The sequence below is a fragment of the uncultured Anaerobiospirillum sp. genome (assembly GCF_902485895.1).
GTDB lineage: Bacteria > Pseudomonadota > Gammaproteobacteria > Enterobacterales > Succinivibrionaceae > Anaerobiospirillum > Anaerobiospirillum succiniciproducens.
Window position 1 is genome coordinate 1 of sequence record NZ_CABTML010000112.1, and the last position, 24,791, is coordinate 24,791.

The window sequence follows — 24,791 nt, forward strand, 5'->3', positions numbered from 1 at the left end:
AAGCGTAGCCTTGTTTTTGCTGCCCTTTGGACGACCACGACCACGCTTTTCAGTTACTGCAGATGCCGATAGCTGCTTCTGTGCTGCCTGCTCGTTTGCAAGTGTAGCCTTGTTTTTGCTGCCCTTTGGACGGCCACGACCACGCTTTTCAGTTGCTGCAGATGCAGTTTGCTGCTTTTGTGCTGCTTGCTCTTTTGCAAGAGTAGCCTTGTTCTCGCTGCCCTTTGGACGGCCACGACCACGCTTTTCGTTTGCTGCAGACGCAGTTTGCTGCTTTTGTGCTTCATTCTGGTTTGCAAGGGTAGCCTTGTTCTTGCTGCCCTTTGGACGGCCACGACCACGCTTTGCAGTTGCAGATGATGCAGTTTGCTGCTTTTGTGCGGCTTGCTCTTTTGCAAGGGTAGCCTTGTTCTTGCTGCCCTTTGGACGGCCACGACCACGCTTTTCTGGAGTGGCAGAGGAGTTTTGAGTTGGAGTTAATGACTCAAGCTCTAGGTGTGGATCAAAAGCAAGAATAGTACGTTCGCTTGGCAACTCATTACCTTCTGCGATAAGAGAGATCTCATTAGTGATCCGCACTAAGGCCTCTGAAGACACACCAATGCTATATAAAAGACGCTGAGCTGATCTAAATACACTAAAACGTACTAACTGATAGTTAGTTTCATTAACCTCTTTAAAGGCCCTTACTTTAAATAGCTCTGCAATCAAATCCTCTGTGTTGATATTGCAGACATCTGCATATGACTTTAGCTCATAACAAAGCAGTGACTTAAGGTAAGTCCATAATGCAATTGCATAGTATTGCTTTTGCAGATCATATATGTCAGTTGGTTCAAAATATGGGCTAGCTAATCTGCAAACTATATTAGCTTCGCGTGTAGATAGGGAATCTACTACTCCAAGCTCTTCTTTATTAATTTCTGAACAGCAAATATTTCTCTCTTCTGCCCAATTTCGTAGAAGAGATGCAGAATTATTTGCATGTAATCTTAATAGAGTTGGCTTTAACTCTTGTTCATTTAATAAATCATAAATAGAACCGAGGCCTGCGCTTAAGCTCTCTTTGTCACCTTCAAAAGTAAATGCAGATACAATCTTTGAACGTTCGCTCTCTCTAGAACATAACTCGTTTGAGGAAGCCACAACATATATGCATACACTACAGGTTTCAGCAGAGTCTTTTAAAATTGAGTGACTATTATTGAGTTCTAAATTGTCACTCTTGATAAAGCTTGACTCATTGTTATCATCGCTAGATAAATTTGAATAAAATACCTCACTTATATCGGCAGCAGTGTCAACTTTTAAAGAAGCGCTTTCAGCATCTTCCTGAGTGTTTGTATACTCAACTGCAACTAAGTAGAGAGAAGCATTGTCTGTAATAGATAATTGTTTTAAGTTACTAAATGAAAACTCATTTAACTTATCGGCATTAATTTCATTTAAAACATCTGCAATATCAGCTTTTGAAATTGCACTAGTTGCAAAAGAGGCATTAAAATCTAAATACTCATCAAAAGAGTCGTATTTTGCGTAGTCAGATATGGTTAAGTATGCTGCAAAATCTAAGAGTTTGTTAGCCTGTTCTATACCAAATGCTTGCTGCAGATTTGAGTATGCACCATTATTTTTTAACATTTGTAGCAGTGCCGCGTAGACACCAATTGTACGCACCGAATAGTTATCAACAGTATCAATCACTTTATTAAGCTGATTGCACTTGAGGCTCCAAGCTTTACTGCCATTAAGTAGTATTGTACCTTCTTCTAAATATTGTCCCACAATACAATTGCGAATATTACCATTGAGCGGATCTTGTAAATCAACTGAAACATCGCCTAGCAGGTTTACTTTGGCAAATTCAGGTACTTTAACTACTACAGGCTTTGCAATTAACTGGCGCATATAACCTCGTTGCAAACTACTTAGGCAGGTGCATATCTTATTAAATACTAAAAATACACAACTACATAATACAAAACAAACACTACACTTAAAGTATATTAAATTATACGAGCAAAGTGTTGAAAATATAGCATGTGTTTTAAATTAAATGCGTAACTAGTTCACAGTAAATAGCAAACGGTTTTTATATACAGACCAATGCACATGTAATGTATCCCCCATGCTGCAGCTATTACTTAATTACCTATACTATCTTCTTTTAGTTTCAATAAATAATCGCTGTACGTCTTTAGTTATTATTATATTTAAACATAAACAGTCAATATCAAAACATGTAGAGCTTTATTAATTTAACTATAACAATTATAGTCTTTAGCACGATTTAGGTTGTGTCTTAGTATTTAACTTTTTTGTTTAAATAAAAATAAAGCTAACGTAGCTTGAGGGACTTAGGACTCTAAAGGTATTTCAACAAAGGAAATATCACCATTATCGTCTAGCTTAAGGTAGCTATAGTTTTTGCCCCAGGCACCGAGGACATAGCGGGTATCGTAAGCGACGGATTCATGGTTGAATTGAGAAAAATCGTGGATGTGGCCGTGCACAACAATTTTATGAGGCGGATTAATTTGCCCAGCTTCGGATAAGATTTGGTGCTTTTGGTTAAAGATATTTAGCTTGCTGGTGAAAGTTTCGGAAACTGAGGCGACAACGATGCCGTAGATATTGGGATCGCGTCTTTGGTAGTTCATTTCTTTGCTTTTATTACGAATGCGTTGACCTATATTTCTTCTTAATGACATTGGTAGGCAACGGAAAATGAACTGGTAAAGAGGATTGCTGACGGTTTTAGCGTATTTCTGATACGCAAGATCGTTAGTGCAAAATGAGTCCCCGTGGGTAGCGAGAATTAGGGTATTTGATTTATTTATTAGGACATGATCTTCAAGCAATGTCATATTGAGCTTTCGAGCATCTGCCTTATTAATTAAAAAATCCCGATTACCATGCACAAAATATGTAGTTACACCACGTGCTCTTGCACTCTCGAGGCTTTGTTTAACTGCTACTTGAGCTTGGTCGTGCTCGTCAATGCCAACAAAGTAGTTAAATAAGTCGCCAAGTATATAGAGCTCATCGCCATCTTTAAGCTCATCTGCAAACTTTTCAAATGTATGTACTAGTTCTGGGCAAACCACAGATAAATGCAGATCAGCTATAAAGAAAGCAGCCAAAGAGAACTCTCCTAATTAATATTTAGATAAAAATAAGGTCTGCCTACATATTTTGACATATGCATAGGCAGACCTTGTGACGTTATGTAGATAGCATGCTAGTGCATGCTTAGCTACGTAGCATTAGATGGAGTCAATCTCTTCAGCGCTTTCGATGATGATTGGCTCAGCTGGAACGTCACGGTGTGGGTAGAAAGAGCGGTTGTCAGTCTTAACCTTCTCAATCTCGGCAACTACGTCTTCGCCCTTTACAACTTTACCAAATACGCAGTAGCCCCACTCGTGGTTATCACCATTGTAGTTAAGGAATTCGTTATCAACGGTGTTGATAAAGAACTGGCTAGTAGCTGAGTGAGGGTCGTTAGTTCTTGCCATTGCAATAGTGAAGGCATCGTTCTTCAGACCGTTGTCAGCTTCGTTCTTGATTGGAGCAAGAGTTTTCTTTTGATCCATCTCAGGGGTCATACCGCCGCCCTGGATCATAAAGCCCTTGATAACACGGTGGAAGATGGTGCCGTTGTAGTGGCCGTTCTTAACATAAGTTAAGAAGTTCTCACAGGTGATTGGGGCCTTCTCGGTGTTTAATTCGATAACAATATCACCTTTGTTTGTCTTTAAGATTACCATTTGTATCCCTTGCTTGATAGAATTAAGGTTTCATTTATTATGATTGTAATGTACCACAATAGCAAAAACTAAGAGACAGAAAAATGATACAGATTCACAATACCATCACTCGTCAAAAAGAGGACCTCGTTCCAATCACTCCAGGCGAATTAGGTATGTATGTGTGCGGCGTTACTGTATATGACTTTTGTCATATTGGTCATGCTAGAACTTTCGTAAGTTTCGACATGATTGTCCGCTATCTGCGCTATCGTGGTTTTAAAGTTAAGTACGTTCGTAACATCACTGACATTGATGACAAGATCATTAAGCGTGCTAACGAAAAGGGTGTGAGCGCCAAAGAACTTTCCGAAGAGTTCATTACTAAGATGTACGAAGACTTTGACCGTCTTAACATCGCCCGCCCAGATGTAGAACCACGAGCCACTGACAACATCCCTGAGATTATTGCATTAGTCGAAAGACTGATCAAAAAGGGCTTTGCTTATGTTGCAGGCAATGGCGATGTTATGTTTGCTATTGATGCATTCAAGAACTATGGTCGTCTGTCCGGTCAAAAGCTTGAAGAGCTTGAAGCTGGTTCTCGTGTTGAGGTCGAAAAGACCAAGCGTAATCCATTTGACTTTGTTCTCTGGAAGATGGCAAAAGAGGGCGAGCCTTTCTGGGAGTCACCATGGGGTAATGGCCGTCCTGGCTGGCATATTGAGTGTTCTGCCATGAACTCTAAAGTTCTAGGACAACATTTTGATATTCATGGCGGCGGTTCTGACTTAATTTTCCCTCACCATGAGAACGAAATTGCCCAAAGCTGCTGTGCTTTCGATACTAAGTACGTTAACTACTGGCTGCACTCTGGCATGGTCATGATTAATGATGAAAAGATGTCTAAATCCTTAGGCAACTTCTTCACCATTCGTGATGTGCTCAAGCAGTACGATGCGGAGACTGTGCGCTATTTCTTAATCTCAGCTCAGTACCGCAGCCCTCTTAACTACTCTCAAGACAATCTTGATAATGCCCGTGCCTCTCTTGCAAGACTTTACACTGCACTTCGCGATGTTAAAGCAGGCCCTGCAAGTGGTGGTGAGGAATATGTTGAGCGCTTCACTAAGTTCATGGATGATGACTTCAACACTCCAGGAGCACTCTCAGTTCTATTTGACCTTGCTAAGGCTGTTAACACCTCATCAGGAACCGAGGCAGAAGGCCTCGCAGGACGCCTGCTTGAGCTTGCTGATGTCTTAGGATTACTCACTCAAGAGCCTGTAAAGTTCCTGCAAGGTCAGAGCGATGGTGCAGACGATGATGTAGCTTTAATTGAAAGCCTCATTGAAGAGCGTCGCGCTGCTCGTGCAAATAAGGACTTTGCTGCTGCAGATGCTGCTAGAAATAAACTTACTGAAATGGGTGTTGTGCTTGAGGATGGTCCTAACGGCACCACCTGGCGTCGTGCCTAAGGATTTGAATAGCTCGCAACACGCTTAGAAACATCTTTTACAAGCAAGGCATGCAATGCATGCCTTGCTTGTTTTGTTTTATGCGTACTTATTTAGCTTTCGTACCTACCTTTACTAGTAAATAATGAATTTTTAATTTGTAAGCGCTGTCGTATTTTAAGCTGCATGCAGCATGCAATTGCCTTATAATGCATGTACTTTGGTGCACTTGCTTAATAGCTAATTATTGTTATCCGCACCAATCTAGTAGTGCTATTACAACGGAGATCCGCAATGCAAGACTATCAGCGCAGATTTATTGAGCTTGCCTTAAATCGTGGCGTGCTTAAGTTCGGCAGCTTCACCTTAAAGTCAGGCCGTCAAAGCCCTTATTTCTTTAACGCTGGCGGTTTTTGCACCGGTGAGGATCTCTACACCTTAGGTTCTTGCTACGCTCATGCATTAGTAGATAGCAAGATTAAGTTTGATGTGCTTTTTGGACCTGCCTACAAGGGCATTCCACTTGCCTGCGCTACTGCTATGGCTCTTAGCAATGAGCATAAGATCAATACTCCATGGTGCTTTAACCGTAAAGAGGCCAAGGATCATGGTGAAGGCGGTAATTTAGTAGGCTCACCACTCAAAGGTGACATCATGCTCATCGACGATGTAATTACTGCAGGTACTGCAATCCGTGAGTCAGATGCCATCATTAAGGCTAACGGCGCTAACTTTAAGGCTGCTTTAATTGCCCTTAACCGTAAGGAAAAAGGACAAGGCGATGAGAGCGCTATTGATGAGGCAAAGCGCACCTTAGGAATTGAGATTGTTTCTATCGTATCTTTCGATGATCTTGTTACCTACATCGAGAATGATAAGGAATTAAGTGCTCACCTTGACGATATGCTCGCCTATCGTGAACAGTACGGCGCATAACAGCCCCATACTGTACTGTGCATAAGAGCATAGCTAGCATCATTAAAAAGGGCTCCTGATGGAGCCTTTTTTAATTAAACAATAGTTACCTTTTAGATTGTTTTTAAGGACTACTAGCCTTTAGCAGTGACACATATCTTCACTGCAAGAGCAGGATTCGCCCATTGCTGTTGCTGACATGGAAATGTCCTTAGTAGCAGGGCCTTTGATGCTCTTAATAGCAGCATCAGCTGTTCTAGTAGCATTATTATCGCGTGAGTAGATGCAACCACAATAGAGCTGATTGTAGAAGTTAAACTCCTTAACAAGCTCATAACGGCGGGTAACTAATCCCTCGCGACGCCAATCCTCACTCCAGTATGGTACACCAGTGGCCTCTTGAGCTGCGATACCAGCTGCATCCACCTGCTTTTTGTTCTTCCAGCGGCTAGTTGCTAATGTGGTAGTGAAATGGCTAAAACCATGCTGCTTTGCATACATAGCAGTTGCAAGCATGCGATCGCCAAAACATACAGAACAGCGAGCACCGCGCTCTGGCTCTTTTTCAAGCCCTTTAACCTTAGCAAACCATGGCTTTGGGTCATACTCAGGGATGATGTAATCAAAGCCAAGCAGCTTAGCTAGCTCAATTAACTCATCACGACGCTTTTCATACTCATTGCGAGGATGAATATTTGGGTTATAGAAGAACAAAGTTGGGCTAATGTTGTGATACTTAAAACACTCAAGTACTGCACCACAGCAAGGTGCACAGCACACCTGCATTAATAGCTTGTTCATGCCCTCAGGGATCTTCAGCTCACGCTTAGGAGTGTTTCCAAAATCCTCAGGTAAAGTTAAAGGCATACCCTGTAATCCTCGTATTCACAAAAAACCCAAAATCAAACACTTTAACAAGCAATGCACAATGCTCTTACATATAGACATCTATACTTGAAGACTAAAACCTACAATGCAATAAATGCTTTGTTTGAATATCCCCATGTTATCTATAAGCCTTCGATCTAGGCTCTAGGTGGGGTATCTCTTAATTTAGTATGAGCCATATGACTTGACCAGTGGTAGTTGGTCATTAAGGCTTATGTGTTGGTACTGTTAAAGTTAAATGAGCACTTATGATATAGCGTTTAGCCAATATTTAGGCCTATGACGATAAAAAACGTCAAAGTTCTAGGTCTAGTGATGGCTAAAACTATATTTAGCCATGCTCATACAAAACTAATAATCAACTGTTAATTGCTCCAGAAATAAGAGCATCAACCTCCACTCATTAGTCGTTATCAGCCTCCTCTTGTTCTTTAGGCTTGAACTGTGAGTTGTAAAGGGTAGCATAAGCGCCGTTTTGAGCGAGCAGCGTATCGTGATTGCCCTTTTCGACAATATAGCCGTCATTAACGACCATGATGACATCAGCATCACGAATGGTTGACAGTCTATGGGCGATAACTAAAGTGGTACGGCCCTTCATGAGCTCATCTAAGGCTTTTTGCACTACCTTCTCTGAGCGATTATCTAAAGCGGAAGTAGCCTCATCTAAGATAACTAATGGCGCATTGCGGATAATGGCTCTAGCAATGGCTAAACGCTGCTTTTGGCCACCTGACAATGAAACGCCACGCTCACCAATATAAGTGTCTAGGCCATCTTTTAAAGAAGCAACAAACTCATCTAAATAAGCACTTTTAAGCGCACTATTGATCTCTTCTTCAGTGGCATCTGATTTACCAAATAAGATATTTTGTCTAATGGTTCCTGCAAAAAGGAAATTATCCTGAAAGACAAATGCTACCTGGCTTCTTAAAGACTCAATGGAGTAATCTTTAATATCAATACCATCAATTAAAATAGTACCTGACTTAATTTCATAAAGACGAGTAATTAAAGAACATATCGTACTTTTACCGCCTCCTGAATTACCAACCAGCGCTACTTTTTGGCCTACTTTGACCTTAAAGTTAATGTCTTTTAAGACATCAACCTGCCCTGTATAAGAAAAAGCTACATGAGAAAACTCAATGCTTTCTTTAATGCCATCGAGCTTTTTGTCGCCCTCATTTTTGCCACTTTCAAATGATTCATACTCAAGCAAGTCATTAATACGGTCTAAAGCTAATAAAGCACTTTGAACTTGAATATAGTTATTGCCAATACTCTTAAGCGGTGTATAGAGCATGATTAACGCAGCCAAAAAGGACACAAATTCACCTGAGGTAATTTGTCCCTTGATAATCATATCTACGCCAAAGTATAAAACAGCACCCACACCTAAAGAGCTAACAAAATGCATTACAGGGGAAAGCCAATTAGTATCTCTAACCAGCTTTACACTCATCTTAAATAAGAAGTCGGCCTGCTCATAAAAGCGAGCATACATATATTGCTTTAAATTAAAGCTCTTAATAACTTTTGAACCTTGAGTGGTCTCGTTATATAAGGTAATCATGCCTGTAGAGGCAGATACCGATTTATTTACAATGCCCTTTACTCGCTTACGAACAATGCGCATTGGCAGAATGAGGAAACAAACCACACCAATAGCGACAATAGTAAGCTGCCATGAGTTATAAAGTAAAACGCCAACTAAAGATAATGATGAGAAAAATTTAGTTAAAAATAGCTTCATATTGGATATCAAACCACTTGAAGCACATTCAGCATCATTAAAGAAACGAAGAATTACAGATCCCGAGTTATTGGCATCATAAAAGCGACTATCAAAGGATAAGAGCTTATCGTATAGCTTGGCTCTAATCAGTAAATTAATCGCGCCACCTACATAGCTATTTACCAAGGAAGAAGCGTAGATAAAAAGACCCTGTACTATAGTAAATCCAATGATGACTATAGGCACATAGTATGCGGCCTCTACCTGCTGATTTACCATGACATTATCGGTAAAAGGCTTTAAGAATAACGCAATGACAGCATCAAGAGCACCTACTGGAATAGTAAGCAGCACACCAACTAATGCCAATACCCAATAAGGCTTTAAAAATGGCCAAAACAGCTTATAGCCTCGCCAAAATGAGGTGGACTTTTGGCTAGATAAATCACTTAAAATTAATGGGTGGTATTGTGCTTTTGCAGCTTCTCTAGCCACTTCTTGCTCATGCTTAAGATCATCACTTACATTAGAAGTTTGCTCTTGAGCGCAATCATTTTTCAATTTTAAGTCGTCAGCTACCTGCTGCTTGTCTTTTGGGTCAATCTTATCGCTCATATTTACCTCGAGAGACAATGCGCATAGGAACTTTGAATAAATAACATAACTTAGCAAACATTAAATTACCTGACATGCTGAGTCGTTGCCATAATGCAATCGATAAAATTATTTATTCACAATTCCTTATTTGTAAAACTCCCATGATCAATCGGATAGTGCCCTTTAAATCAGCTTGAAACCAAACTTGAGGCAGAGTCTTACAACATTATAAGTACGACAAAAGTAAAGGACCATACAAACTAAAAACCAATGCCTCTTGCTAAGTCTTGAAACAAACTTACAACCTAAGCATTAGTCCTTAAACATCTTATTTAAGATAGGACACAGTACTCTACGATAACAGCTTGATCATGGAAATGATTATATTTAAAAAGTCCCTTAGGTATATGAAGGGCCTTTTAGATTATACAAGCTATCAACATATAGCTTGGTGATGTTGTAAAAAGCAGACAACAGCTTAAAAGTCTGAGTTAAAGGCGTTGTCATAGTTAACAATTAATTTAATAAAATCTGGTACAGCCTTTAATGTATCAACCGCATTTTTCTCTTGAACACTAAGCTCATTGGAGATGATATAAAGAGCATCTATATTGTGCTCTTTGGCACTATCAAGCCAAGGTTGGAGCTTAACAAGATTAGCTTTGAACAGAGTATAGTCAACACAAATCTTGGTGTAAGTTTTAATATCAAGCCCCTCTAGCATATTTGCGTCAGCTTGCAATACTAAATTTTCACAACCAGAATTTTTAAGCACTACATATTGTTCTTTATCCTGCACAAAGAAGACAACACGCTTATCTGATAAGTATGGCTTTAACAGATCAGCATTTACATCTTTATCCAAAGATACTAAGACTGTTGCATCCTGATTAGAAAGCTCTTTTAGATATTCATCAACGCCAATAAAGTCATCATTAAACTTAGATAAAGCTTTTACATAAAGTTTATTGTCCTTAACTATAGTATTAATATGCAGGCCTTTATAACCTTTAGCTAACAGACTATTAGCCTTAAATAAAGCATTAGAACTTCTAATAAAGATACGATCTACAATTGGATCACATGCAGTAACATTAGCAATATACTCTGGGTCTAAAGATACTTGCTTATCAGATAATAACTTAATGCCATCTACATTGCCCATGTCAAATTCAGGATTAGCAGCAGATAGTTTGTAATTAATAGCCTCACTTTTAACTTGCATTAAATCAAGCATAAAATCGTAAAGGGTATCGTTAGTTACGATTGCATTTTTATTGTCATTTAAAGCATTAAAGGTGGATGAATATTTACTCTTAAAACTATCTGACACATTGACAATGAAAGGAATTCTACTCATTGCATAGGAGAATTGAGCTACATTGTGACGACCTACAGGGGCGCTCTTGGCTTTCTCATCTAGTACACCTACATAGTGCACTGCTTCAGCATGGTCTGAGTAATAGACAAAGGCTTGAAAATCTGGACGATTTGCAAAAATATCATATAACTTAGCCATGAACTCGTCATTATATTTCACAGCAGTTAAGTAATGATCATAATTAGTAGCCTCATTAAAGGTAGTACTAAAGAGCTCTGCGTCTAATACCAATCTGCCAATTTGAGACGATTTATTGATCTTGATTTTAGGATAGTCACTTGGCACACGATTATAGTATGGTGAGTGATTACCCATAATATGAACAATTACAAAATTATTCTTAGAGCTATCTAATTCCTGACTAAGTTTTTCTAAGTGAGGAATTAATACCATATCAGGCTTTTGAGAATAAGAGCCATCAAAAACATAGTTAGTGGTAAAGAAAGAAATATCAGCTAGGCTTGAAATTGCACCGATAGGAGTATCTGCATTACCATTTTTTACTTGGTTTGAGATCCAATGAGTTTTAATACCGCTCTTCTTAGCCATGGAAATCAAGTTTTCACCTTGAGGAAAGGTTAAACCAGTATGGATGTTTCCTTGTGAAAAAGAAGCTGTAACAGATGGAACAGTATTAACAAATGACGAATAAGCATTGTTAAACAGAATGTTATTATCTTTTGCGGCTAAGTCAGATAAGAATGGGGTATTGTCGATTGAATGGTTGTAAACACCCATATTATCACGACTTAAAGACTCTCCAATCACGAGCACGTAGAGCTCTCCTGTACCTTCTTTTTTGGCATTAGAAACAGAACCACTCTCAAGCTTGGCTGTAATCTCATGAAATGAAGCAATCTTATTTTCTAAATCAGAAACCATTAAACGATAGTATTTTACTGGTCTTAATTGAGTGACAATTACTGATGAGGCAACTATAAATAATAAAGAAAATAATAAAGCTGTCTTTTTAAAAAGTAATACCTTACCTTTTGCAAATTTAGCTAGGCAACCTAAAGTAATTAAACTAAGAACTACTAATAAAGTGCCATAGGTCAGGGTATCGGTATTCAAAATATAATGCTCAGCAAAATCATAGAGTTCTTCTACATTTGACTGGGCAATAGCTACCACGTCATCACCTGTAAAGAACGAATCAATGCTTTGGTAATAGCTATAAGAAATTGCTGTTACACATTGAAAAATCGTTAAGACTACAGTCCAAGCAATAGCTGTCTTTTTACACTGAGCTTTTAATAAAATGTAGATAGCCCACCAAGATAGCATTGATACCAAAAAAGGCCTAACAAAATCAGTAGGTAACTGTCTACCTGTTATTTTTAAAGAAAAATAACCGATAATTAAGGCATTAAGCAGCACTAATGCAATAGGGACTATTTTTTTGAAAAACGGCATGTTAAAACATCAGTAAAAAGACATTGCTCTTGGCAAAAATAAATTTTGATTAATAAGAAATTTTAACGAAATAAACCTTTCTTATAGTTAGGACAAACTAAACCTAATGCTTACTCTAGCCATGTGATATCCAACACTAAAGCAATACTTTGATCTTGGGCAAAAGTTATTTCGTTAAAACTCCTAGAAAATAGTAATTAAATACGATCGTACAAAAGAGAACTTCGGCAATGCAAAACCTATATGCACTCATAGTTAGATGAAAGTGATATTTTCTTATTTTGCGTTAGACAGATTGCCTAGTACTGTGCCTAGCACTGCCCTCATAATTGATACTATGCCTACCACCAAACCATGACCACTTAAGGCCTTAGGCAATTTTATAAGATGGCAGCTTTTTGATGTTCGATAAAAGGTATGATTCCTAGCACTAAAAGAAAAGTACTTAGATAAGAGCTTTTCCAAGCGTTTAACTAAAGACAAAAGGCTTAAATTATGACTAATTTACTAGTTTTTGGGGAATCATACCAAAAGCACATAGCACCTTGTTTTAGGTTAGGTTTACCTAAGTTATTCTGTTTACTATGTGCCTTAAATTTACTAGATGCTCTTTTCAGCTATTGCACTATAGATGCAGTCTGCAAAGAATTCAGACATCTTAAATCCATTGTGCTCAACTAACTTAGGGAACATGGAAATTGGTGTCATGCCTGGGAAAGTATTAATCTCATTTAGATAAATCTTGCCATCACTAGCCAAGAAGAAATCAATTCTAGACAGGTGACGTAGGTTTAAACCCTTAAATGCACGTAAAGCCATGCTCTTAATCATCTCACGCTGCATTGGATTTAAATCCTGAGCTTCTATGGTTGTAGAAGAATGACTGTCGTTTGAGTACTTTTCTTCGTAAGTATAGAACTTGTCATCAGGAATAAAGATCTCACCTGGCTCAGTTACGTGTAGCTCGCCTTTAAACTCAAAAGCAGCTACCTCAAGCTCACGATGTTCAATGGTCTTCTCAATTAAAGCTAAATCGCTCAGCTCTAAAGCATCCTTAATCGCTTTATCAAGCGCACTTTTATCAGTTACATGGTAGCAGCCAATAGAAGAGCCTTGGCTAGCTGCCTTTACATAAACATCACCGCCTAAAGATGAGAAAGCATCATGGGCCCACTTTAAAGAGGCCTCGTCACAATTGCTAACGAAGGTTGATGGGGTATTCTCGATGCTTAAAGCATCCATATACATCTTGGTAGTAACTTTGTTAAAGCAGTTACGGCTTGCCTCAGCTTTGCAACCGATATATGGAACATCATGGAGCTCTAACATAGATTGCAGATCACCAGTCTCGCCTGGGAAGCCATGCAGACATGGTACTACGCAGTCAATCTTATAGCTCTCTTGTGTGCCATCAACACGCTCAACGATAAGGTTATTCTTAAGCGCAAAGTAAGCAACAGCACCATCGGCAAACTGCAGCTTGCCATCATGCAAAACTGCACTTAGCAGGTAAAAATCGCTATTGCAGCGTAACTTCTCTGCTACGTAAGCAGAAGAAACGATTGAAATCTCATGTTCAGAGCTATCGCCACCGGCGATTAAAAGAATATTCTTTGCCATGGTAAACCGTCACAAAGGCCCACAAGACCCATCCAAGTATGCTGTCTAATTATGGCTAAAACACTAATTTGCACGCTTATAAGTCTATATAGCTGCATATGTACACATCCACAATGCGCCATTGCCTTTTTAATCAATAGCTTTAAGCATCAAAATATAAGCATCTTTATCTAGCAGCACTATTGAAGCTACTGTACTTGTTGAGCGGGGCTCTAAGACAGATAGTTCTCTTTGTTAGCAGGCTAAAAACTAAAGCAACAGCGGCGATGAATTAAAACTAGTGTTTAACTGACAAAACAGCTAGATCTCGTATCAGCCATCTAATTAACAATTAACTATGTGATCTTAGCCGTTATTACCGAGTTTTAAAAGTCACAAAGTACTCAATCAGATCTTAAATGCCTGTTAAACAAAAGTGGTAACAGCAGCAATGGCAAAAAGGATAGTTTAGGCACTCAAGGCTCTGATACATTATGTACTTTCAAGTACATATGTCTCTCAGTTAAACAGCTGAGTTTATGGGCGCAAATATCACAATCCGATACTTTTGTGACATCATCGTATCGCAATCTAGCACTTGCATTACATGCATCTTATCGCAATCTATCACTTGCATAACATCAGCGTTTTGCTCAAGATGACTTTTACATGCTATGGTAATGTAAGTGAATTACATGGAGATGTTTTGGACAGATGAGCACGATTAAAAGCATGACAGGATATGCATCTACTTCAATTGAGAGTGCAGCAGGTCTTTTAGAAATTAGCATCAAGGCTGTCAATGGCCGCTTTTGCGATGTATCCATGGCCTCTAACTTTGACCTTGGGGCAAGTGAACTTAATTGCGTCAAATTAGTCAAAGAAAGTGTCAAACGTGGTTCTGTCAATGTAAATATCAAGCTTGTCCATAACAAGAACAGCAGCTTTACCTTAAATAAGCAAAACCTGCATGAGCTTATAGACGCTCTGCAGCAAATCGCCACTGAGGTAAAAGCACATCAAGCTTGTACAAGTATCACAACCTCTGGCAATTTAGATCTCCTTTCCTTAGCAACCATGCCTGGCATTCTCTCATCAGCTAATCAAAGTGGCTCAGAGAGTATTGAGATCGCACAAGAAATACGCGCAGACTTTGACAATAGTTTAATCGCAGGTCTATCTAAAGCTATTGAAGCATTTGATCAGCACCGTATGGCTGAAGGCGAGCGCTTAAAAGAGATCTTGCTTGAGAAAATTACTTTAGTCTCTGAGCGTTTATATGTTGTCAAAAACAATCTTGATCATTTAGTTGATCAAGAACGCCAACGCATCAAAGACAAGATCGAAAAATTAGATATTGAACTCGACCCTGAGCGTCTTGAAAATGAAGTCGCTCTGCAGGCACAAAGGGCAGATATAGCAGAAGAACACGACCGCCTAAGAAGTCATCTGCAAAGCCTGTTACAGATTCTCAATGGGGATGGTAATCAAGAGGCCTATACTCCTGCAGGTAAGCGCCTTGATTTTATGATGCAAGAACTCGTGCGTGAAAGTAATACTATCGCATCAAAGGCTTCCAATCTTGAGCTTACTCAAACAGCAGTTGAGCTCAAAGTAATCATTGAGCAAATGCGCGAGCAAATTCAGAATATTGAATAAAGCTCTACAGCTGCGATCATTCCTTACTAAGCCATTGCCTAGATAAAAGCTATGCAGTGGCTTTTTAGTTTGCAATCTCTTGGTAAAAAGCGCCAATTTAATCTTGCGCTGTCTTTTCTCTAGCTTAACCAAAAACTATAAGAGACATGCTCGCTCACAATACAATGCCCCTCATGTCTCCAAAATACGAGCATGTGCCACCACATAGCCTCAAGCAAAAGACTTAGAAAGAAGAGCGAAAATTCTTGTCTTGCTAGCTATAGATTCCAATACATCAAACTAAAGCTATCGCTACGCCTAAGTTTAAATTTAGCTACGCAAAGTACTGCAACTAATAAAGCTCACTACCAAGTCTCTCAAGTTTTAAGCTAGCAACATCTAAAACAATCAGACCTATACTTACCACAAGGCTCTTGAGACTCAATACAAACAGGCTAGCAACCCCCACCTCTTAGGGACAAACAGGCTAGCAACCCCTTATGCAAACTGATAGGAAGATACTGCGAATGTTGTTGATGTTAATTGCGTCAATGCACTTTTATTATAGGCAATGAATGATGGTACTGGCTCAAGCTTAGGCTAGACTCTTGTTAGCAAGCAAACACAGTAGTTGTTATTCTGTTCGTTGTAAAAACTTTTGACCTTGATCGCTGTCAAGATTTGACTGGATAAGGCCTACCGCCCCCTACAAAACATGGTAACGTTAGCTTATGGCTGCCTGAAAATGGGGGTGAGTATGTACTTACAAAGCGCTGAAATCCGCAACTTTCGCGGTATACGTCATCTTAGTGTAGATTTCGAAAAAGACACTTCGGTGCTCATCGGTGAGAATGCTTGGGGTAAGTCTTCCTTACTGTACGCTCTTTTCATGATCTTAGGCTGCGGCTCACAACGACTGTGCCGATTTTCCTCTGATGATCTGTACGTTCCAATTAAACTCGACTTTGATAAAGACAACAAAGCACCGAATAGTTCATCAAGCTCAACCGTTATTTCAAGCGATGCTGCGGATGTTAGTCTGAGTGTTGATGGGGAGATATCAGCCTCTCGTGCATCTCAATCATCTTTAGATGCAAGCGGTAATGACTTAGAGTCATCTACTGCTGCTAAGTATTCTAGTAGTAATAATGAGAGACAAATTGCTCAAGCAGTTAAGCTAATTTTTAACTTAGATGAGCGTGCTCAGTACGTGAAAATGGTTGAGGATAAGAAATACAAATATCTTATCTACGCCATTCCTAGTGATGATGGCAAGCGTCAAGAAATCTCGGCGGTTGTTACCCATGAGCTTTATAAGACTATTCAAGCAACTAACCAAAATAGCCTCAATGAGCTATCTTATCGAGTCCATAAGCTAGGCTCAGAGCAGCATAACTGTGTCCGCCGTCAAAGCTCAGCAGACATGATTAGACATGCAAAAGACTTCTTATCTGATGAAGACAGTCTTAATCATGAAGCTCGCCGCACAGCTCAAGAAGATATAAATTTCTACAGCTCTGATGTCTATCAAGAAGATACCGACACTATCGTAATCGATCTTATCTTCTGTGAGACTAGCCATGGCGTACTAAATCGCATTGATCGCTTTGAGAAGTTACGCTCGGTTGCTTATGAAAGTGAAGATGGCCGAGCCTGCATCCACTATAGAATCAGCGCCTCTGAACAATGTGATGAAACAGCTCAAGAGCTCGATAGTAAGTCTTATATTCCTAAGACACGCTTTATTACTAAGCATGAGCTTCTCGATGGCAAAGGTAATACTATCGAAAAAGCTAAAGACGCTATATTCGATCTCATCACCTTAAATCCACTGTTGCGTATGCGTGATCGTCGTATGTTCAATAGCACTAAAGAGCGCATCGATGATCCTTTTTGCTCATGCCAAGAGCAAGGCGCTGAATATGATGATGTTATCGTTCCTGGTTATGATCCATCTGAGCTAAATCAATCTTCAAATTCATCAGAACATACATCCGATCCTGCTTCATCGCAGACATGTGATGCGCTAGATAGCTCAATTACCTCCACTAGTGCAACTCAAGAAGCTAGCCTAACGCAAGTTAAATCCATAAGAGATAGCAATGGACAAGCGCCAAAGGATAGTTCTAATCATGGCTTTATGAACAATCATGAGGGAGCCTTTGTTGCTGCTAGTGCATCAGTTAAAGGGCAGGCATGTCTTGACGAGCTTAAAGATGAAATCTCCTCAAAAGAGAGGCAGACTATCTCTGAGCTGTTCTCCTCCATCGAAGAGGAAGGCGGTCTCACTTCCAATGAGGTAAATGAGGCTTTAACTGTCCTCAATACTATTGCGTCCAAGTATTTAACCAACTATCAAAGTTCTACACAGATTTACAACAAAACTGTGCACAGTCACCCGCGCACAGCTCGCGAGATTGTTAGTCATCCAGTTTCAGTAGCATCGCTTAGCTCGTTAAAGAATGCCATCGCCGATAGCAAACCATCGAGCACAAAGTTTTTGCTCTCGATCATTGCTGGAGCTTTATTAATGTCTAAAGGAGAAAGAGAGTTTGACGAATACGCCAGACCAATTATGATCCTTGAAGATATTGAAAGCCGCTTCCACCCTACTTTACTGCTCAACTTCTGGTCGATACTGCAAGTATTACCTATTCAGAAGATCGTAACTACCAACTCGTCACAGCTGATTTCGGCTATATCACTGCACAATCTACGTCGTCTGTGTAAACAATACTATGACGTACGTTGTTACAAAGTTAGAGATAGAGCCTTCAGTGCTGATGATGAACGCAAGATCTCTTTCCATGTGCGCATGAGTCGCCCAGCATCTGTTTTTGCACGTTGTTGGATATTGGTAGAAGGTGAAACTGAAGTTTGGATGCTCAATGAAATAGCATCTGTACTTGGCATTAACCTAGGCTGCAATGGCATCAAGCTCATTGAGTTTGCTCAATGCGGTCTTACCCCACTCATTAAGCTTGCTAGACAGCTTGGTATTGCTTTCCATGTCTTAACTGATGGTGATACGGCAGGACAGCACTATGCCTCTACAGTGCGTGAGTTTACTGGAGCACGTCACCTCAAAGAGCACTTGTCCGTCATGCCGCATGTGGATATCGAGCACTATCTGTACGCTTCTGGTTTTGCTGATGTATATCAAAAAGCTGCTGGCATCACTACCAAACAAGTCTCTGAAAGACAGATGCAGTCTATTATGGATAAGCTCGGTTTTGCCGAGATTATAGCTATGGCCAATGGCGGTCAGTCTTATGAGCAGATTGCAGATACTGCTGCTAGTAACTTAGAGCAAGCATCCCCAGATCCTTATCGCAAGGAGCACTATGCTAACGCTAAGGCATCCAGTGTCTCAAGAAGCATCTCAGTACCTAAGCAAGACAATAACCATAGACCTCGTCCACCACAAAACCATAATTTAGATAGCATTATTGCAAGCATTGCCAATGTCAACTTTGGCAACCATACGCAATTGCTGCAAAACGTGATTCACCGTGGCAAAACACAGGGCAAAGGTAAGAATGCCCATGTCTTTGATATCAAAGACCTAACAGTTAATGATGTGCAAATGCTCTATAAGTATCTGCGATCATTAGTTGAAGATATGCCTCGTCCAGGGCATAACTTTACTGCTAAGCAAAGTCGTATGCTCAAAGCGATTAAGGCTGTATGCGGCATTCTTTCAGGTATTGCCAACACGAATAAACAACGCTTTGCCTCGCGCCTGAGAAAGTTCGAACGCCAAAAATCACATCAACATTACAAAGCTAGCTCCTCATATGTAGCACAAGCACATGAAGGAGTGGCTGAGACCTACTCAACAGAAAATAAGGCATACGAGGCGACCATAGAGCCAATAGCTATTGCAGATCAAGAGGAACAAGAGCTTACCTATACTGATAAGGAACTTGATCAAAATCTTGCTCAGCAAAACCTCGATGAGAGCTCACTCTCTTTAGTAAATGAGTCGTCAAGTGCTCAAGACAGTCATTCTAGCACTGCTAATACTGACTCTGCTGATATTTCAGAGCTCTTGTCTGCTAGCTCTGCACATGACAATAAGGAGGCGCTACTTAAGATCAAAGCCATGGCCGATGAAGTTATGATGAATGAACTTGACCATAATAGAGTCAAGCAATACGAGCGCTCTACAGGCAAGGCTACTAATGCTATCTTTGGTGCTCTTAATGAACAAGAACTGCAGCGACAAAGCTTAAACATGAATAAGGTCATCGACCACGCCATCAAAAAGAAGACCAAACCAGGCATGGCTATCTTAGTTAGCGAAGCCATGCAAAAGCGCGGTAAAGATAGCGTCCCTCTCATGTTTAAAACCATGTTCAGACAAATTAATAGCATGACAGGCCATCAGTTTGACCTAAAGTAACCAAAACATCAGGCCCCTTGGCTATAACAATGTAAATGGAGGCATACATTTAAGCATGTTTGCACTTGATGACAGTGACCTCCATAGCTTGCATGTAGGATGATTATGCTTGTGTAGGCATTCCCTGTTTAGGTGGATAGGTAACGCCTTAGAAATTGAAAAATAAAAAGCCCCGGTAGCTTTGTAGCTTACTGGGGCTTTTTATTTGAAGCGTTTTGGAATCTTGCCTTAGCTTAAGATACCCTCGGCGCCTAACGGACGGCGAAAGACGTATTTAGCTAAGAAGGCTAAGAACATACCGTAGATTGGTACAAAGATAGCCAGGCATACGATCAGCTTAACGGCATAATCAACCCAAGCTAAAGACACCCAGTTTGCTGCCATGTATGGGTCTACACACTGGTAGAAAGCAATGGAGAAGAAAGCAAAAGTATCAAGCAGGTTACCAAAGACTGATGATGCTGCCGGAGCGGCCCACCACTGCTTTAACTTACGTAATCTTTGGAATACGAGAATATCGGTAATCTGACCTAAAAGGTAAGCACCAAAAGATGCTGCTGCAATACGGAATACAAAGATTGAGAAAGTGCCTAAGGCAGCAAAGCCCTGATACTCACCAAACTCAAAAATAGTGCCCACGATATACGATGCAACTAAGGCTGGGAACATAGCAAAAAAGATTACTTTACGTGCTAATTGAGGGCCATACAGACGTACAGTCAGGTCAGTAGTTACAAAGACAAATGGGAAGGTGAAAGTACCTACGGTAGTTTCGATGCCAAAAATGGTAATTGGAATCTGCACGGTGTAGTTACTTAAAACAATGATGAAGATGTGCAGCAAGAACAGTCGACGTAATGGATAGTTATTTTGCAACATAATTATTACTCAAATACCGCCTACTCCCACTCTATACGCTCAGTCATAATAGATGGCTTATCTAAAAATGTGAAAGCATGGCGCTTAGCGTTAAGGTGCCTATTGTTGCACTCTCTCGTAGAGACATGCAGCAAGTACAGCACTGCTTAATTATCAGCATGTATAACTTCAGCTATCTAAAGTGCACGCAATAACAAAGATGGGACTTAGAATGTTCTATAAAAGTGCATCAAGCTTAGATGCCATGGAGAAGTACGATTGACTGATACTGCTAAATAACTCTTGCAGCACTATGTAGAGTAAGATGGAGGGCCTGAGCGGCTACATCAACTTAAGCATCTTATCTGAAAATAACCACTGTACACCATTGATTAATGCACACATTAAGCTTTACAACTTAAAAGAGAAACGTCGCTTAGAGCGTCTTATGTGATTATATGTTTCAGATGCCTCTATTGTTTTTATCAATCGACTAGACCATGCAAAACATGCCTGTCCTGATACTAAGTTACAGAATTAGAGGCCTATTGCCCTGTACTATCTGTGCTTAGATAGTTAAACGCAATAGCCATACATACTGACTTACAAAGAGGCCGATACTCTTGTCTGCCACCCAAGATGTCGCGATTGCGACTTGTACCGGTATCTAAACTTATGTTTAGATGTGCCGCGATTTTACACCATAAACAGATGAAATTTGCAACATTCATCGTTTTTTTTCGTCAGATAAGTTTCATTTTTTCTCATCATATCCTAATATATACATAGCTGTGGATGATGTGTCTACAAAGCCATGGGTATAGGACGCTGAACGTCAGGCTTTTAGGCAAGTAGTTACAGTTAGTTTCCCGACTGTGCAAGAGTGGTATGGGTTAAGGCAAGCAACTCATACTACGTACATTGTGCAATCGGGAAATGAGCCGATTAGTTCTGTATCGCAATAAGCGTAATGACACAGGCATATTGGAGCCTTAGCATCTTGACCGTAGTTGAGATATCAGCAATCGGCATGAGATGAATTTAAACACAAGGGCTCTAAAGTACTATGTCTGACTCCAAGCAATTGATCCTGATTGATGGATCATCCTTCCTCTTTCGCGCTTACTTCGCAGCCCGCCAATCATTCTCAACCAAAGATGGATTCCCAACTGGTGCGGTATTTTTAATCACCAGAATGTTCCGCAGCCTCCTCAACGATTTCAAAAACCAAAAGGTTATTGCTGTCTTTGACGCTAAAGGCCCAAGTTTTCGCAATGAAATGTACACTGAGTACAAGGCAACTCGTCCACCGATGCCTGATGATCTGCGCAAACAAATTGAGCCAGTCAATAACTTAGTTAAAGCATTGGGCATCCCACTTGTTTCAGTACCTGGTGTTGAGGCTGATGATGTTTTAGGCTCTTATGCGCTTGAGGCCGTGAAGCTTGGATATAAAGTCGTTATTTGCACAGGTGATAAAGACTTAGCTCAGCTCGTTAATGACGATATTGAGCTCTTAGACACGATGAAGAATATCCATTTCGACGCTGCTCAGGTGTACGAAAAGTATGGTGTACCTCCTCATCTCATCATCGATCTGCTCGCCTTAAAAGGCGATAGTGCCGACAACATTCCAGGCATGAAAGGCGTTGGCGATAAAACAGCTAGCGCTCTATTAAATGCTATGGGCGGCATTTATGAAGTTAAAGAGAAGATCGATGAAGTTAAGAATCTGTCATTCAGAGGAGCTGCTTCGTTTAAAGAGCGTTTCTTAGAGCAATGGGACAATATTGAACTTAGCTACAAGCTTGCTACCATCAAAACTGATGTGCCTCTTCCTATTGGAATTGATGAGCTTGTTTTACCTAAAGACAATCACGACGCACTAATCGAGCTGTTTGAGCGTTTAGAGTTCCATCGTTTTGCTGATGAGCAAATCAAAAAGAAAGAGTCAGAAGGTCTTTCTGGCACTATGGGCACTACTGCCACTGGTGCAGATGCCCTTAAGATGCTTGAAAACTCTGAGCAAATGATCATTGGTGAGAGCTCCTCAAGCGGCAATGACGACACATCTAATATCCTAGGCCCTCAAGTTTTAAAAGATGATGCTGCACTATCAGGCACTTCTTCACGTCGTCGTGAAAATATTGATGACTATAAAGATATCTTTAAGGTTATCTATTCTTTAAGTGAGCTTGAAGATATTAAAGACAAGCTTACACAAGCTGAGTACTTTGCCTTTGAAGTTTGTACCAATGAGGTACAGCCAAGCGATGCCATTATTGTGGGCGTCTCCTTGTGCTGTAGTACTCAAGAGGCCTACTACATTCCTCTAAGCCATAATTATTTAATGGCTCAAGAGCAGCTCAAGCTAGATGATATTAAAAAGGTTCTCGGCCCAGTCTTTAATGACGAGAAGGTTAAGAAAGTTTCTTTTAACAGCAAAGAGGCACGTCTATGCCTATTCTTTAATGGCATAGAGGTAAAAGGCATAGGCGCTGACCCTATCATTATGTCTCATATTATCGACTCTTCTTTAAAGGCTGATCTAAGACTACTGAGCGAGCAGTACTTAAAATATACCCCGCTTGAGATTAATGATGTAAAAGACAAGAAGTCTGATGCGATTCAATCCTTAGACATCAGCACTTTTAAAGACTATGCCTGTCAGAATGCCCATATTACTTACCGTCTGTATGAAAAGCTCAAGGATGAAATTAATGAGCTAGCAGATGGTCCAAGACTTTGTGAGCTCGATTGCCAAGTAAATGAAGTTCTATATCTCATGGAGCGCTCAGGCGCTTACTTAGATAGTACCGAGCTTAATAATCAGTCACGTACTTTAAAATCAAGTCTGCATGTTTTAGAGAGGGACATCTATGACATTGCAGGCGAGACCTTTAACATCAATTCGCCAAAACAACTTGGCCGTATACTCTTTGAGAACTTAAGCATTCCTTATCCTCGTAAGTCCATTAAGATGGATAAAGATGGCAATCCTACCTACTCAACTGCAGATGATGTATTAAGCGACATTAGCTACGAGTTTGAAATTGTAGGCTTGATTCAGCGTTATCGTGCTTTAAGCAAGCTTATCTCAACCTATCTTGATAAGCTGCCTACCTATATCTCTAAGCGTACTGGCCGTATTCACACTGTCTTTAACCTTGCAGGAACTGTAACTGGTCGATTATCAAGCTCTGATCCTAACTTGCAAAATATCCCGTCCCGAGGCAAAGAGGGCAAGCAAATTCGTACTGCCTTCACCGCCCCGCAAGGTTATAAGCTTGTTTCTGCCGACTACTCACAAATTGAGTTAAGACTTATTGCCCACTTCTCAGATGATCCAGGTCTTATTCGTGCGTTTAATAGCAATCTGGATATTCACCGCTTCACTGCATCAGAGGTACTTGGCAAGAGTGTTGATGAAATCACCGATGATGAGCGTAGCCATGCAAAGGCCACCAACTTTGGTCTCATGTACGGTATGTCCTCTCACGGCTTAGCTAAGCAAACTGGTATGTCCTCTAAAGAGGCCAAGGCCTACATCGAGACTTACTTTACTCGTTATCCACGCATCAAGTCGCTGATGGAAAGCATCATTAGTGAGGCTAAAGAAACAGGTTACACCCCTACTCTCTCTGGCTTTAGAGTAATGATTCCGGGCATCAAGAGTACAGGCGTTGCTCTTAGAGCTGCTGAAAGAGCCGCTATCAATGCTCCTATGCAAGGTGGTGCTGCTGACATCATCAAAAAGGCCATGATCGAGGTACAAAAGTACATTGATACCTTAGAAAAGGATGCTGTGCGTTTAACCTTACAAGTGCATGATGAGCTACTCTTTGAAGTGCGAGAAGACTTTGTTAAGGACTTTACACAAAAGGTTACCTCCATTATGGAGAATGTTTATACCCTTAAAGTCCCGCTCAAGGTTGGCATCGGTGTTGGAGATACATGGGCTGAGGCTCACTAGAGCAATTAACAGTTTTGAAAAATATAGATAAATGTGTTAATATGCATTTATTATGAGCACATATAAGATTGGACAATTTGCTAAATTGGTACGCCGTACCCCAGCTACGATCCGACGTTGGGAGGCTGAAGGTAAAATCGCTAGTAAACGCCTGCCTTCTGGACATAGGTATTTTGA

The 24,791-nt window shown here is 40.3% G+C and carries 14 protein-coding genes; 6 read left to right on the forward strand and 8 right to left on the reverse strand.

The window, feature by feature from the left end; genetic code table 11:
- From RDO37_RS09640 to RDO37_RS09650, 3 genes are all read right to left on the reverse strand, one after another.
- A partial coding sequence (locus RDO37_RS09640) for a hypothetical protein (RefSeq protein ID WP_308498931.1) occupies positions 1-1,908 on the reverse strand: 1,908 nt, incomplete at its 3' end.
- 449 nt (positions 1,909-2,357) lie between these two features.
- Positions 2,358-3,143 carry a UDP-2,3-diacylglucosamine diphosphatase gene (locus RDO37_RS09645; protein ID WP_308498932.1) on the reverse strand — a complete coding sequence of 262 codons (786 nt, stop codon included), beginning with the start codon at positions 3,141-3,143 and terminating at the stop codon, positions 2,358-2,360.
- 123 nt (positions 3,144-3,266) lie between these two features.
- Positions 3,267-3,770 (reverse strand): peptidylprolyl isomerase, encoded by a 504-nt coding sequence (locus RDO37_RS09650; RefSeq protein ID WP_308498933.1) that lies wholly within the window; start codon positions 3,768-3,770, stop codon positions 3,267-3,269.
- Positions 3,771-3,853: 83 nt separating this feature from the next.
- On the opposite strand from RDO37_RS09650, the gene cysS reads away from it, so the two are divergent.
- Complete coding sequence (cysS, locus tag RDO37_RS09655) at positions 3,854-5,227, forward strand: cysteine--tRNA ligase (RefSeq protein WP_308498934.1); 1,374 nt, start codon at positions 3,854-3,856, stop codon at positions 5,225-5,227.
- A 273-nt stretch (positions 5,228-5,500) separates the two neighbouring features.
- Entirely contained in the window at positions 5,501-6,142 is a 642-nt protein-coding gene (gene pyrE, locus RDO37_RS09660) for an orotate phosphoribosyltransferase (RefSeq protein ID WP_027940237.1), read from the forward strand.
- 120 nt (positions 6,143-6,262) lie between these two features.
- Here pyrE and RDO37_RS09665 read toward each other — a convergent pair whose 3' ends face one another.
- From RDO37_RS09665 to RDO37_RS09680, 4 genes are all read right to left on the reverse strand, one after another.
- Positions 6,263-6,988: an epoxyqueuosine reductase QueH gene (locus RDO37_RS09665; protein ID WP_084281760.1), complete on the reverse strand. Its 726-nt coding sequence runs from the start codon at positions 6,986-6,988 to the stop codon at positions 6,263-6,265.
- A 424-nt stretch (positions 6,989-7,412) separates the two neighbouring features.
- Positions 7,413-9,362 carry an ABC transporter transmembrane domain-containing protein gene (locus RDO37_RS09670; protein WP_308498935.1) on the reverse strand — a complete coding sequence of 650 codons (1,950 nt, stop codon included), beginning with the start codon at positions 9,360-9,362 and terminating at the stop codon, positions 7,413-7,415.
- Positions 9,363-9,822: 460 nt separating this feature from the next.
- Entirely contained in the window at positions 9,823-12,141 is a 2,319-nt protein-coding gene (locus tag RDO37_RS09675; protein WP_308498936.1) for a phosphoethanolamine transferase, read from the reverse strand.
- Positions 12,142-12,741: 600 nt separating this feature from the next.
- Positions 12,742-13,761: a D-alanine--D-alanine ligase gene (locus RDO37_RS09680; RefSeq protein ID WP_308498937.1), complete on the reverse strand. Its 1,020-nt coding sequence runs from the start codon at positions 13,759-13,761 to the stop codon at positions 12,742-12,744.
- A gap of 711 nt (positions 13,762-14,472) precedes the next feature.
- Between RDO37_RS09680 and RDO37_RS09685 the strand changes: the two genes are divergently transcribed.
- On the forward strand, positions 14,473-15,399 hold the full coding sequence (locus RDO37_RS09685) for a YicC/YloC family endoribonuclease (protein WP_308498938.1): 927 nt from the start codon (positions 14,473-14,475) through the stop codon (positions 15,397-15,399).
- 736 nt (positions 15,400-16,135) lie between these two features.
- A complete protein-coding gene (locus tag RDO37_RS09690) occupies positions 16,136-19,783 on the forward strand; it encodes a DUF2813 domain-containing protein (RefSeq protein WP_308498939.1) in 3,648 nt (1,215 codons plus the stop codon).
- A gap of 228 nt (positions 19,784-20,011) precedes the next feature.
- Here the strand turns inward: RDO37_RS09690 and RDO37_RS09695 are convergent, their stop codons facing one another.
- Positions 20,012-20,662: a 7-cyano-7-deazaguanine/7-aminomethyl-7-deazaguanine transporter gene (locus RDO37_RS09695; RefSeq protein WP_303074990.1), complete on the reverse strand. Its 651-nt coding sequence runs from the start codon at positions 20,660-20,662 to the stop codon at positions 20,012-20,014.
- Positions 20,663-21,707: 1,045 nt separating this feature from the next.
- On the opposite strand from RDO37_RS09695, the gene polA reads away from it, so the two are divergent.
- Together polA and RDO37_RS10880 are read left to right on the forward strand one after the other, a co-directional pair.
- A complete protein-coding gene (gene polA / locus RDO37_RS09700) occupies positions 21,708-24,614 on the forward strand; it encodes a DNA polymerase I (RefSeq protein ID WP_308498940.1) in 2,907 nt (968 codons plus the stop codon).
- A 52-nt stretch (positions 24,615-24,666) separates the two neighbouring features.
- On the forward strand, positions 24,667-24,791 hold a 125-nt coding region (locus RDO37_RS10880; protein ID WP_374045313.1), incomplete at its 3' end, for a MerR family DNA-binding transcriptional regulator.